The following is a 12,056-nucleotide window of genomic DNA, read 5'->3' as shown; positions in this document are numbered from 1 at the left end:
TGCCGTGCTCACATCAGGCATCAGGTGGGAATACTCCAGCCATGTCTGCCGAGTACGCGACCTTCGGCCTGGCACCGGCGATGCGCGCCGGTGGAGTCCTCGCCAACGGTGACTTCCAGGTCCACCGGGACTTCGTGGACTTCATCGTCGACGGGCGCCCGCTGCTGTTCCAGCTCTCCGACCTCGACGCGGTCTCCCCGCTGGCCGCCGACATCCCGCCCGCCATCTTCACCGGCCATGTCAGGAGCCTGCTCCTGGAGGCCGAGGCCCCGCTCGCCGGGGGCCGCTACGTCATCTACGGCTGCCCCGAGTGCGAGGGACTGGAGTGCGGCGCCGTCACCGCCGCCATCGAACCGGCCGGTGACGGCACCGACGACGTCGTCTGGCGCGACTTCGCCTGGCAGACCGACGAACACGCCGACCTGGAGCTCAACGGCTACCACGGCATAGGGCCGTTCCGCTTCCGCGGCGCCGAGTACCGCACCGCGCTCGGACGGCTGCTCGCCGAGGCCGCCGAACCGCCTGCCCGCCGCCGCGTCCTGCTCATCGGCGCCCGCGTCGCCGTCCTCGCCAAGCTCGCCGCCGCTCTGCGCACCATCGGCATCGGCGCCGAGATCGTCCACGACGCCTCGGGCGTCCCCGCCGAGGAACTGCGCACCTACGGCGCCGTCGCGTTCGGCCGCGCGGTCGGGGAGACCCAGCGCACGGCCGTCCGGCGCCAGTTCGAGCAGGCCGGCGTCGACATCGCGTACGTGGACGGACTCGCGCCGATCATCCCGCTGCTCGTCGCCCAGATCGAGGCCGCGCTCGACCGCGGCCCCGAGACGCGGCGCCGGCTCACCGGACTCGTCGCCGCCGACGGCGCCGCGGGACTCGAGGTCACCTCCACCTGCCGGGTCCGGATCACCGCCTACCGCCTCGACCGCCTGTACCGCACCCACACCCTCGACGTCTTCGACGACGTCCTCGGCCCCGGCCGGCACCGCATCCCGCTCGACGCCCGCGCGACCAAGGGAGAGGCCTTCCTCGTGGCCCGCACCACGGGCAGTGTCCTGGTGGCACCGATGACACGCTGATCGGCGCAGGTGGGACAGGCCTTAGGATCGGCGGCCTGATGACTGCCACTCTCGTAGCCAAGAACCTCGCCGCCGGCCACGGTGACCGCTCCCTGTTCACCGGGCTCGACCTCGTCGTCGCCCCCGGCGACGTGATCGGCCTCGTCGGCGCCAACGGCGCGGGCAAGTCCACCCTGTTGCGCCTCCTCGCGGGCCTCGGCACCCCGGAGGAGGGCGAGCTGCGGCTCTCCCCGCCCGGCGCGACCGTCGGCCACCTGCCGCAGGAGCCGGAGCGCCGCCCCGGCGAGACGATCCGGGAGTTCCTCGCCCGCCGCACCGGCGTCGCCGAGGCCCAGCGCGTCATGGACGAGGCCACCCAGGCCCTGGTCGACGGCGCGCCCGGCGCCGACGACGCCTACGCGACGAGCCTGGAGCGCTGGCTGGACCTCGGCGGCGCCGACCTCGACGAGCGCGCCGAGGAGGTCGCCGGCCAGCTCGGCCTGAGCGTCGGCCTCGACCAGGCCATGACCTCGCTCTCCGGCGGCCAGGCCGCCCGCGCGGGCCTCGCCTCGCTGCTGCTCTCCCGCTACGACATCTTCCTCCTGGACGAGCCGACCAACGACCTCGACCTCGACGGCCTCGAGCGCCTGGAGAGCTTCGTACGCGGCCTGCGCGCCGGAACCGTCGTCGTCAGCCACGACCGCGAGTTCCTCACCCGCACCGTCACCAAGGTCCTCGAACTCGACCTCGCCCAGCAGCAGATCAACCTCTACGGGGGCGGCTACGAGGCCTACCTGGAGGAGCGCGACGTCGCCCGCCGGCACGCCCGCGACGAGTACGAGGAGTACGCCGACAAGCGGTCCGCTCTGGAGGGCCGGGCCCAGATGCAGCGCTCCTGGATGGACAAGGGCGTCAAGAACGCGCGGCGCAAGGCGAGCGACAACGACAAGATCGGCCGCAAGTTCCGCAGCGAGTCCAGCGAGAAGCAGGCCGCCAAGGCCCGCCAGACGCAGCGCATGATCGAGCGCCTCGACGTCGTCGACGAGCCCCGCAAGGAGTGGGAGCTGCGCATGGAGATCGCGGCCGCCCCGCGCTCCGGCGCCGTGGTCGCCTCCCTGCGCGACGCCGAACTGGCGCGCGGCGACTTCCGTCTCGGCCCGGTCACCCTCCAGATCGACTGGGCCGACCGCGTCGCGATCACCGGGGCGAACGGCGCGGGCAAGTCGACCCTCCTCGCCGCCCTGCTGGGCCGCGCGCCGCTCGACTCCGGCCACGCCGCGCTCGGCCCGGGCGTCGTCGTCGGCGAGGTCGACCAGGCCCGCGCCCTGTTCCACGGCCCCGAGACGCTGCTCGACGCGTTCTGTGCCGCCGTGCCCGACACGGCGCCGGCCGACGTGCGCACCCTGCTCGCCAAGTTCGGCCTGAAGGCGGAGCACGTGCTGCGCCCCGCCGAGACCCTCTCACCCGGCGAACGCACCCGTGCGGCCCTCGCCCTCCTCCAGGGTCGGGGCGTCAACCTCCTGGTCCTGGACGAGCCCACCAACCACCTCGACCTGCCGGCCATCGAGCAGCTGGAATCGGCCCTGGACTCCTACGAGGGCACCCTGCTCCTGGTCACCCACGACCGGCGGATGCTCGACGCGGTGCACGTCGGGCGCCGCCTCGAAGTCGCCGACGGCAAGGTGACCGAGCGCTAGAGCGGACGCCTCAGCTCTTCCCGCGCAGGAGGGCGCAGACGAAGTTCTCCTGCACGGCCCGCAGCCGCTTCAGGAGCTCCGGCTTCGAGCGCTCGTTGATCTGCGTGTTCACGGAGAAGGTCAGCGACTTGCGCCCGTCCGGCGTGGCCGCGATCAGCTGGGTGTAGCCCGCGGTGTTGCCGGTGTGCCCGAGCACGACCCCGCACCGGGTCGTGTACCGGAAGAGGGCGAGCCCGGCGTCGTTGCGCCCCGGCCCCGCGGGCTCGGACGCCCCGCCGGGCACCCAGCGCCGCTGCTCCCGCACGACGTCCCGCCCGGGCCCGTACAGGCGGCCTCCGGCGTACGCGCCGATGAAGCGGCTCATGTCGGAGGGCGTGGAGACGATGCCGCCGGACGCCCACACCCCGGACATCCCGATCAGCTCACTCACGTCCTCCGTCGGCTCGGGCGGGCTGACGTCGTACCCGTGCAGATACGGCTCCGGCATCCGGAATCCCTGCGGCAGGCTGGTCCGGTGCAGCCCGAGCGGCCTGTACACGATCTCGGCGAGCAGCCGCTCGTACGGGACATGGGTGACCGCCTCCGCCATCAGCGCCACGGCGATGTTGTCGGAGTTGGAGTACTGGTACCGGGAGCCCGGCCGGAAGCGCAGCGGCTGGTCGGCGGCGTAGTCGAGCAGCCGGCGGGAGTCGAAACGGTGATGGGGGTCGGCGCGCAGGGTGTCCGCGAACGCCTGGGTCTGGGAGTAGTCGGGCAGGCCGCTCGTGTGGTTCAGCAGCTGCCGCAGCGTCACCTTGCCCCAGGCCCGGGGCAGCGTGGGCAGCCGCTTGCGCAGGGTGTCGTCGAGCTTCAGCAGGCGGTGCTCGACGAGGTACAGGGCGACGGCCCCGCTGAACGCCTTCGCGGTACTGGCGATCCGCATCGGCTCTCCGGCCCGCGGCGCGCGCCCGGTGTCCAGATCCGCGACCCCGGCCCGCACGACCCGGCGCCGGTGCCCGTCGCCGAGCACGGCGATGATCCCGGGCGGCCCGCCCGGCGCCCGCACCAGCTCCTCCAGCTGCCGCTGCAGCGGATCACGCGGATGCCCATCCTTGTGCCCCACGGCCTCGGCGGCCCCCGGAGCGAGCAGGGCGAGACAGGCGGCGACGACGGTGGCGGCTCTGAGGGAACTGCGGGGGCGCGGGTGAGGGGGCATCGGCTCTCCTGGAGACGGCGTGCACGAGATTCGCCTCCAGCGTCACGGCCTCCAGACCACGAGGCAGCCCGCACTACTGCACACGGCGCAGCGAAAGCGCGCCCTGGCAGCGGCGCGACAGGCCCTGCCGCGCTGTGCGCGAGTCTCCGGGCGGGACAAGCCCCGAAAGGGGCGCGGGGAACTGCGCGACCAGCCGTGAACCGGCCCGCAGCTCCCCACCGCGATCAACCCCTGCGGCGCTTAGGCCAGCCCCGCCTTGCGCAGGGCGTCGGCCATCGCCGAGTTCGAGGGCGCGGGCTTGCCACCCTGACGTCCGCCGCCCGCCGCGCCGGCACCCTGACGCCCGCCACCCGCGGAGCCCGCGGCACCCGCACCGGAAGAACGCCGGGACTTCTGCTGAGGCGGCCGACGGTCCCCGCCGCGCTCACTCCGCCCCGAGCCCCCGTTCCCGCCCCCGCCGGAGGCCTTCTCGTCGTCCAGGCGCAAGGTCAACGAGATCCGCTTGCGCGGCACGTCGATCTCGAGCACCTTCACCTTCACGATGTCCCCGGGCTTCACGACGTCGCGCGGGTCCTTCACGTACGTCCGGGACAGCGCCGACACGTGCGCGAGCCCGTCCTGGTGCACACCGATGTCGATGAACGCGCCGAACGCCGCCACGTTCGTGACGACACCCTCGAGGACCATCCCCGGCTCCAGGTCGGAGATCTTCTCGACGCCTTCCTTGAAGGTGGCCGTCTTGAAGGCGGGCCGCGGGTCGCGCCCCGGCTTCTCCAGCTCCTTCAGGATGTCCGTCACGGTCGGCAGACCGAACGTGTCGTCCACGAAGTCCGCCGCCCGCAGCGAGCGCAGCGTCCCCGTGTCGCCGACCAGCGAACCGACCGCGCCACCCGTCGACTTGGCCATCCGCCGCACCACCGGGTACGCCTCCGGGTGCACGGACGACGCGTCCAGCGGGTCGTCCCCGCCCCGGATCCGCAGGAAGCCCGCGCACTGCTCGTACGCCTTCGGGCCGAGCCGGGCGACGTCCTTGAGGCCCTTGCGGCTGGTGAACGGCCCGTTGGCGTCGCGGTGCGACACGATGTTCTCCGAGAGGCCGGCGCTGATGCCGGACACGCGCGCGAGGAGCGGGGCCGACGCCGTGTTCACGTCCACGCCCACGCCGTTCACACAGTCCTCGACCACGGCGTCCAGCGAACGCGAGAGCTTCACCTCGCTCAGGTCGTGCTGGTACTGGCCGACACCGATCGACTTCGGGTCGATCTTCACGAGCTCGGCCAGCGGGTCCTGGAGCCGGCGCGCGATCGAGACCGCGCCGCGCAGCGACACGTCCATGTCGGGCAGCTCCTGCGAGGCGAACGCGGAGGCCGAGTACACGGAGGCGCCCGCCTCGCTCACCATCACCTTGGTGAGCTTCAACTCGGGGTGCTTGGTGATGAGTTCACCGGCGAGCTTGTCGGTCTCGCGGGACGCCGTCCCGTTCCCGATCGCGATCAGGTCGACCGCGTGCTCCTTGGACAGCTTGGCCAGCTTGGCGATCGCGTCGTCCCACCGGTTCGCCGGGACGTGCGGGTGGATGACGTCCGTCGCGACGACCTTGCCGGTCGCGTCGACGACGGCCACCTTGACGCCGGTACGGAAGCCGGGGTCGAGGCCCAGCGTCGCGCGCGTGCCCGCCGGGGCGGCGAGCAGCAGGTCCCGCAGGTTCGCCGCGAAGACCTTGACGGCCTCGTCCTCGGCGGCCGTGCGCAGCCGCAGCCGCAGGTCGATCCCGAGGTGCACCAGGATGCGCGTGCGCCAGGCCCAACGGACCGTGTCGGCCAGCCACTTGTCGCCGGGCCGCCCCTGGTTCCGGATCCCGAACCGGTCGGCGACGATCGGCTCGTACGAGGAGGGCGCCCCGTCGTCGGCCGGCTGCTCCGGCTCCAGGACGAGCTCGAGCACGTCCTCCTTCTCGCCGCGCAGCATCGCCAGGACGCGGTGCGAGGGCAGCTCCTTGAAGGGCTCCGCGAAGTCGAAGTAGTCGGAGAACTTGGCCCCCGCCTCCTCCTTGCCCGACTTCACCTTCGCCGCGAGCCGGCCCCGCGTCCACATGCGCTCGCGCAGCTCGCCGATGAGGTCGGCGTCCTCGGAGAAGCGCTCGGTGAGGATCGAGCGGGCGCCGTCCAGCGCCGCCTGCGGATCGGCGACGCCCTTGTCGGCGTCGACGAACGCGGCGGCGGCGGCGAGCGGATCCACCGACGGGTCGCCGAGCAGCCCCTGCGCCAGCGGCTCGAGCCCGGCCTCGCGCGCGATCTGCGCCTTGGTGCGGCGCTTCGGCTTGAACGGGAGGTAGATGTCCTCCAGGCGCGCCTTGGTGTCGGCGGCGCGGATCCGCGCCTCCAGCTCCTCGGTCAGCTTGCCCTGCTCGCGCACGGAGTCGAGCACGGCGGTGCGGCGCTCCTCCAGCTCGCGCAGATACCGCAGCCGCTCCTCCAGGGTGCGCAGCTGGGCGTCGTCGAGGGACTCCGTCGCCTCCTTGCGGTAGCGGGCGATGAAGGGCACCGTCGAACCGCCGTCAAGGAGGTCGACGGCAGCCTTCACCTGCCGCTCCCGGACGCCGAGTTCCTCGGCAATCCTGCCTTCGATGGACCCAACAGTGGGTGTCGCCACGATCCCGTACCGCCTATGTCGACTGACGTTGCGCCGCAATTGTGGCAGGTGGCACCGTCAACGGAGGATCAGGGCGCGACCCGGCCGGGTCGCGGCGGAGGTCAGGCGGCCTTGCCGATGAGGTCGGCGGGGAACGCGCCGTTGCCCAGCGCCGTCCCGGTGAAGCCGGACGCCAGCTCGGTCAGCCGGGCCACGCCCGCGGCGCCGAGGTGCTCGTAGGGTGCGCGGTCCAGCCGGTCGGTGCGGGCCTCGATGTCGGCTCGCAGCGCGGTGCCCGCCTCGGTCAGCGTGAGCTCCGCGTCGTCGGTCAGCAGGCCCCGCGCGCGCAGCCGGCTGGCCGCCGCGTCGAAGTCGTCGCGGCTCCACCCGCGCGTGACGAGCAGCCACTTGGGGGCCATGCCCTTGCCGGTGGCGACATGGCTGACGAGCGCCTCGAGCGGGTCGAGGTCGGCGCCGAGCAGGACCGCCAGGTGACCGTCGCCGCGGTGCTCGCGCAGCAGCGTCGTCGCGTGCCAGTACGCGAGGTGCGGCGCGTCCGGCACCGGCAGGTCGGCGTGGGCCGCGTACAGGGGGCGGGCGTGCCGCGTGCAGGCCTCGGTGGCGCGCAGGGCGAGCTCGGCGGCCTCGGCCATCTCCGGGGAGGCGAGCACGTCCGCGCCGAGCAGCCGGCGCAGGGTCGAGTCGACGGCGCGCTCGCGTGCGGCGAGGACGGTCTCGGGGGAGGCGAGGCTCCAGACCGCGGGCAGGTGCCGGGCCACGAGTTCGTGGTTGAAGTTGTAGAAGGCGGCCGTCACGGGGCCGGGGCCGACGGCTCCCATGGCGGCGGCGCGGGCCGCGAAATAGGTGGCGCCGCGGTCGGTGACACCCACCGCGGCGAGCTCCTCGGCGAGGTCGGGCGAGAAGTAGTGCGTCGAGTGGAAGGGGTTCAGCACGTTGTGACAGCGGCGGGCGGCCCGCAGGGCGTCTTCGGAAGTCATGCCCGTACGTTACTGACCGGTCGGTACGTGATGCCAGTGCGGGCACGGAAACGATGGCCGGAAAGGTGGGCTGCTCGTCATTGCGGCCGTCCCCGCCGCCCCCGAAGAATGACATCCATGCCGCCACGCCCTCCGGTCCCGCCGACGCGCACCGTCCTGGTCACGCTCTACGACCAGGTCCAGAGCCTCGACGTCACCGGCCCCGTCGAGGTCTTCGCCGGCGTGGGACCCGAGGCCGGGTACCGCGTGCGCACCGCGTCGCTCGACGGGGCGCCCGTGCGGACCTCCAGCGGCCTGACCCTCGTGCCCGACCTCGCGCTCGACGGCGCGCCCGTCCCGCACACCCTGCTCGTCCCCGGCGGCCACGCCACCCGCGACCCCGACCCCCGGCTCGTCCGCTGGCTGCGCGAGCACGCCCCGCGCGCCGAGCGGATCGTCTCGGTCTGCACCGGCGCGATCCTGCTCGCCGAGGCGGGCCTGCTCGACGGCCGCCGGGCCACCACGCACTGGGCCTACTGCGCCCGGCTCGCCCGCGAGCACCCCGAGGTCGAGGTCGACCCGGACCCCATCTACGTACGCGACGGCAAGGTCGCGACCTCCGCCGGAGTCACCGCGGGCATCGACCTCGCGCTCGCCCTCGTCGAGGAGGACCACGGCCGGGACACGGCGCTCGCGATCGCCCGGGCGCTCGTCGTCTTCCTGCGCCGTCCCGGCAACCAGGCCCAGTTCAGCGCCCAGCTCGCCGCCCAGACCGCCCGCCGCGAACCGCTGCGCGAGGTCCAGCAGTGGGTCACCGAGCACCCGGGCGAGGACCTGTCCGTGGACGCCCTCGCCGCCCGCGCCCGCCTCTCACCGCGCCACTTCGCCCGCGCCTTCCGCGCCGAGACCGGGCTGACCCCGGGCCGCTACGTGGACCGCGTCCGCGTCGAGCACGCCCGCCGCCTGCTGGAGGACACCGCGGCCGGTGTCGAGGAGGTCTCCCGGGCCAGCGGCTACGGCACGCCCGAGGCCATGCGGCGCGCCTTCCTCAGGACCCTCGGCACCCCGCCCGCGGAGTACCGCCTCCGGTTCCGCGCGCGTCCCTGAACCGAACCGTCCCACCACCGAAAGGAACCCGATGCAGATCGGCATCGCCCTCTACGAGCGCTTCACCGCCCTGGACGCCATCGGCCCGTACCAGACCCTCGGCGGCCTGCCCGGCGCCGACGTCGTCTTCGTCGCCGAGCGGACCGGGCCGGTCCGCGACGACTCGGGGCGGCTCGCGCTCGTCGCCGACAAGACCTTCGACGAGGTTCCGGCCCCGGACATCGTCGTGGTCCCCGGCGGCCCGGTCCAGAGCGACCAGACGGAGAACGAGGCGCTGCTCGGCTGGCTGCGCGCGGCCGACGCGCACACCACCTGGACCACGTCCGTGTGCACCGGCTCCCTCGCGCTCGCCGCCGCCGGACTGATCGACGGCCGCGAGGCCACCTCGCACTGGCTCGCCCTGGAGGAACTGAACAAGCTCGGCGCCCGCTCCACGGGCCGCCGGGTCGTCTTCGACGGCAAGTACGTCACCGCCGCGGGCGTCTCCTCCGGCATCGACATGGGGCTCACCCTCGTCGGCCGGATCGCCGGCGACGAGACCGCGCAGGCCGTCCAGCTCATGACCGAGTACGACCCCCAGCCGCCCTACGACGCCGGATCCCCGGAGAAGGCCCCGGCCCACCTGGTCGAGCGCTTCCGCAGCACGCGCGGCTAGCCCGAGCCTAGGACTTCGCGGTCCACTCGAAGCGGGCCGGACGCCGCTCCAGGAACGCGGCGACACCCTCGGCGGTGTCGCCGCTGCCCCGCGCCTGCTCCGCCCAGTACGGCTCCCGGTCGGCGCGGCCCGCCGCGAACTCCTTCGCCGCGGCCTGCGTCAGCTGGGAGCGCGAGGCCAGCACGCGCGTGAACTTGACGACCCGCTTGTCGAGTTCCTCCTGTGGCCACACCTCGTCGACGAGCCCGGTCCGCAGCGCCCGCTCGGTGCCGATCAACTCGCCGGAGAACAGCAGGTACTTGGCGCCCGCCGGGCCCACCAGGTCCGCGAGCCGGCGCGTGGAGGACGCCGGATAGACGATCCCCAGCTTGGCCGGCGTCACCCCGAACAGCGCGCCCTCGGCCGCGAACCGCAGATCGCAGGCCGCCGCCAACTGGCAGCCCCCGCCCACGCAGTACCCGCGCACCACGGCGAGCGTCGGCTTGGGGAACGCGGCGAGCGCGTCCTCCGCCGCCACCGCGAGCCCGGGCGCCGCGCCCTGCCCCAGCGTGGAGATGTCGGCGCCCGCGCAGAAGGTGTCACCGGCGCCGGTGAGCACCAGCGCGCGCACCGCCGGGTCCGCGGCCAGTTCCGCGAGCAGCGGGGGCAGCGCCGCCCACATCGCGTCGGTCATGGCGTTGCGCTTGGCGGGGTGATCGATGACGACGGTCGCGACACCGTCCGTGACCTCGTGCGTGAGCCGCTGTGCGGTCGGGGGAACCATGGCCGGATGCTATCCGCAGGCCGCGAACGTACGATCGATGAGGGGTGCCGGGAGGAGGCGCCGATGGCCCGTAGCGACCATCACGACCATGACCGTCACGACCGTCCGCACGCCGCGGACCCACCCACACAGGAGGCGGCGGGCGAACGCAGGAAGCTGCGCCGCGGTCTCGGCGCCATCGCCGTCCTGGGCGGCCTGCTCGTCCTCGCGGGCGTCGTCGGCCTCGCCTACACAGCCTTCGCCACGCTCACCTCGATGCTGCTCTTCGGCTGGCTGCTGCTCATCGGCGGCCTCGTCGGCCTGCTGCACGCGGTCCAGGCCCGTGGCACGAACTACTTCTGGCTCGGCTGCGTCGTCGCCGCCCTCGACCTGGCGGCCGGCGTCGTCGTGATCCGGCATCCGGAGGGCACGGCCGAGGCGCTCACCATGTTCGCCGCGCTGCTGTTCCTCACCGGCGGCGTCTTCCGCCTCGTCGGCGGTCTCGTCGTGCGCGGGCCGCAGTTCGGCTGGACCCTCGTGCAGGGCGCCTTCGGCATCCTGCTCGGCGTCCTGGTCCTCGGCAACTGGCCGGACTCCAGCCGCTACGTCCTGGGCTGCTTCTTCTCGCTCGCCCTGCTCTTCGACGGGCTCGGCCTGCTGGCGACGGGACTGGGCGGCCGGCGCATCGTCAGCCTCGTACAACAAGCTGAAGAGCCTCCGAAAGGCGAACAACCGGTGCAGGACCGGTCGCAGACCTGACCGGGACACTCGCCGACGGTCAAATTCCGTCGATAGTCGCCGACTTATGGTCAGTCGAGCGGTACGGACCAGGGGATTCCCACACTCGAGGGGTGGTGACAATCGAGCGCAAGGGCGGCGACCGGACGATGAGCGACCAGGGGCGGGACTCCCGTCCAGGGCCGCAGGGCGGCGGGGCGGCGCCGCCCGGCCCGGCCCTGGAGGCCCCCCTGCCCTACGAAGGGATCTGGCGGTTCACCGCGCAGGCGGTCGACGCCTCGGTGCCGCAGGCCCGCCGCGCGGTCCGCGAACTCCTCGCCCGGCAGGGCGTACCCGCCTCCGACGACCTGGTCCACGGACTTCTCGTGATCGTCTCGGAGCTCGTCACGAACGCGGTGCGGCACGCCGCCCTGCTCTCGCCGATGCTCGCCGTCGAGGTCGCGGTGGGTGCCGAGTGGGTGCGGGTCTCCGTCGAGGACGACCACCCGTACCGGCCCACCGCCCTGGAGGCCACCAGCGGCCAGACCGGCGGCCGCGGGCTGCTCCTCGTGCGGGAGATCACCGCCGAGGCGGGCGGCGTCTGCGACGTCGAGCACACCGCGAGCGGGGGCAAGGTCATCTGGGCCGCCCTGCCCCTCCAGCCGCCCGCGGCGTACTGAGCTCGGCTACCAGCCCGCCGACGGGCCCGTCAGCTCGCGCACCGCGGGCCGGGCCGCGTCGAGCACGGTCATGAACCACGCCGAGAACGGGTCCCGCGCATGCCGCTCGGCCAGCTCGGCGGCGGTCACGAACGCGCTCGCCCCGACCTCCTCCGGATCCGGGGCGAGCGGCGCCTGCACCAGGCCGACGAACAGGTGGTTGAACTCCTGCTCCACCAGGCCCGACTCCGGGTCAGGGTGGTTGTAGCGCACGGTGCCCGCCTCCGCCATCAGCGACGGCGAGACCCCCAGCTCCTCGAACGTACGCCGGGCCGCCGCCGCGAACGGTGCCTCGCCCGGGTACGGGTGCCCGCAGCACGTGTTCGACCACACGCCGGGGGAGTGGTACTTGCCCAGCGCGCGCTGCTGCAGCAGCAGCCGGCCCTGCTCGTCGAAGAGGAACACGGAGAACGCGCGGTGCAGCTGACCCGGCGGCTGATGGGCCGCGAGCTTCTCCGCCGTGCCGATCGTCCTGCCGTCCTCGTCCACGAGTTCCAGCAAGATCGCTTCTCCGGTGCCGTTCGACGAGCTGTGCGCCGCGGTGGCAGGTGTGATCGGCAT

General features: G+C 73.4%; 11 protein-coding genes. 6 read left to right on the top strand and 5 right to left on the bottom strand.

The window, feature by feature from the left end; translation table 11 throughout:
• Positions 1-41 precede the first annotated feature (41 nt).
• Together ACIBTU_RS18755 and ACIBTU_RS18750 are read left to right on the top strand one after the other, a co-directional pair.
• Positions 42-1,076: an oxidoreductase gene (locus ACIBTU_RS18755; protein ID WP_399127345.1), complete on the top strand. Its 1,035-nt coding sequence runs from the start codon at positions 42-44 to the stop codon at positions 1,074-1,076.
• A 38-nt stretch (positions 1,077-1,114) separates the two neighbouring features.
• Positions 1,115-2,752 (top strand): ABC-F family ATP-binding cassette domain-containing protein, encoded by a 1,638-nt coding sequence (locus ACIBTU_RS18750; protein ID WP_399127344.1) that lies wholly within the window; start codon positions 1,115-1,117, stop codon positions 2,750-2,752.
• A gap of 10 nt (positions 2,753-2,762) precedes the next feature.
• Here the strand turns inward: ACIBTU_RS18750 and ACIBTU_RS18745 are convergent, their stop codons facing one another.
• The 3 genes from ACIBTU_RS18745 to ACIBTU_RS18735 all read right to left on the bottom strand — a co-directional run bounded on the left by ACIBTU_RS18745 (position 2,763) and on the right by ACIBTU_RS18735 (position 7,576).
• On the bottom strand, positions 2,763-3,947 hold the full coding sequence (locus tag ACIBTU_RS18745; protein WP_399127343.1) for a serine hydrolase domain-containing protein: 1,185 nt from the start codon (positions 3,945-3,947) through the stop codon (positions 2,763-2,765).
• Between the two features lie 240 nt (positions 3,948-4,187).
• The gene (locus tag ACIBTU_RS18740; RefSeq protein ID WP_399127342.1) at positions 4,188-6,599 is read right to left on the bottom strand and encodes a Tex family protein; all 2,412 of its coding nucleotides are present in this window, start codon (positions 6,597-6,599) and stop codon (positions 4,188-4,190) included.
• A 101-nt stretch (positions 6,600-6,700) separates the two neighbouring features.
• Positions 6,701-7,576 (bottom strand): hypothetical protein, encoded by an 876-nt coding sequence (locus tag ACIBTU_RS18735; RefSeq protein ID WP_399127341.1) that lies wholly within the window; start codon positions 7,574-7,576, stop codon positions 6,701-6,703.
• Positions 7,577-7,693: 117 nt separating this feature from the next.
• Between ACIBTU_RS18735 and ACIBTU_RS18730 the strand changes: the two genes are divergently transcribed.
• Complete coding sequence (locus ACIBTU_RS18730; RefSeq protein ID WP_399127340.1) at positions 7,694-8,662, top strand: GlxA family transcriptional regulator; 969 nt, start codon at positions 7,694-7,696, stop codon at positions 8,660-8,662.
• A 31-nt stretch (positions 8,663-8,693) separates the two neighbouring features.
• Complete coding sequence (locus ACIBTU_RS18725; protein WP_399127339.1) at positions 8,694-9,317, top strand: DJ-1/PfpI family protein; 624 nt, start codon at positions 8,694-8,696, stop codon at positions 9,315-9,317.
• 7 nt (positions 9,318-9,324) lie between these two features.
• Here the strand turns inward: ACIBTU_RS18725 and ACIBTU_RS18720 are convergent, their stop codons facing one another.
• Complete coding sequence (locus ACIBTU_RS18720) at positions 9,325-10,080, bottom strand: enoyl-CoA hydratase/isomerase family protein (RefSeq protein WP_399127338.1); 756 nt, start codon at positions 10,078-10,080, stop codon at positions 9,325-9,327.
• Positions 10,081-10,143: 63 nt separating this feature from the next.
• On the opposite strand from ACIBTU_RS18720, the gene ACIBTU_RS18715 reads away from it, so the two are divergent.
• Entirely contained in the window at positions 10,144-10,818 is a 675-nt protein-coding gene (locus tag ACIBTU_RS18715) for an HdeD family acid-resistance protein (protein WP_399127337.1), read from the top strand.
• Positions 10,819-10,946: 128 nt separating this feature from the next.
• Positions 10,947-11,456, top strand: coding sequence for an ATP-binding protein (locus ACIBTU_RS18710; RefSeq protein WP_399127389.1), 510 nt, complete (start codon positions 10,947-10,949; stop codon positions 11,454-11,456).
• A 6-nt stretch (positions 11,457-11,462) separates the two neighbouring features.
• Here ACIBTU_RS18710 and idi read toward each other — a convergent pair whose 3' ends face one another.
• Entirely contained in the window at positions 11,463-12,056 is a 594-nt protein-coding gene (gene idi / locus ACIBTU_RS18705) for an isopentenyl-diphosphate Delta-isomerase (protein ID WP_399127336.1), read from the bottom strand.

It is taken from the genome of Streptomyces sp. NPDC050145 (assembly GCF_044460245.1).
GTDB lineage: Bacteria > Actinomycetota > Actinomycetes > Streptomycetales > Streptomycetaceae > Streptomyces.
This window is presented reverse-complemented; position numbering and strand designations above follow the sequence as displayed.

What these genes read in the sequence shown, in the direction of transcription:
- idi (WP_399127336.1), bottom strand. Translation starts at nt 12,056, where the DNA reads ATGCCGATCACACCTGCCACCGCGGCGCACAGCTCGTCGAACGGCACC.
- ACIBTU_RS18710 (WP_399127389.1), top strand. Translation starts at nt 10,947, where the DNA reads ATGAGCGACCAGGGGCGGGACTCCCGTCCAGGGCCGCAGGGCGGCGGG.
- ACIBTU_RS18750 (WP_399127344.1), top strand. Translation starts at nt 1,115, where the DNA reads ATGACTGCCACTCTCGTAGCCAAGAACCTCGCCGCCGGCCACGGTGAC.
- ACIBTU_RS18745 (WP_399127343.1), bottom strand. Translation starts at nt 3,947, where the DNA reads ATGCCCCCTCACCCGCGCCCCCGCAGTTCCCTCAGAGCCGCCACCGTC.
- ACIBTU_RS18715 (WP_399127337.1), top strand. Translation starts at nt 10,144, where the DNA reads ATGGCCCGTAGCGACCATCACGACCATGACCGTCACGACCGTCCGCAC.
- ACIBTU_RS18755 (WP_399127345.1), top strand. Translation starts at nt 42, where the DNA reads ATGTCTGCCGAGTACGCGACCTTCGGCCTGGCACCGGCGATGCGCGCC.
- ACIBTU_RS18735 (WP_399127341.1), bottom strand. Translation starts at nt 7,576, where the DNA reads ATGACTTCCGAAGACGCCCTGCGGGCCGCCCGCCGCTGTCACAACGTG.
- ACIBTU_RS18730 (WP_399127340.1), top strand. Translation starts at nt 7,694, where the DNA reads ATGCCGCCACGCCCTCCGGTCCCGCCGACGCGCACCGTCCTGGTCACG.
- ACIBTU_RS18720 (WP_399127338.1), bottom strand. Translation starts at nt 10,080, where the DNA reads ATGGTTCCCCCGACCGCACAGCGGCTCACGCACGAGGTCACGGACGGT.
- ACIBTU_RS18725 (WP_399127339.1), top strand. Translation starts at nt 8,694, where the DNA reads ATGCAGATCGGCATCGCCCTCTACGAGCGCTTCACCGCCCTGGACGCC.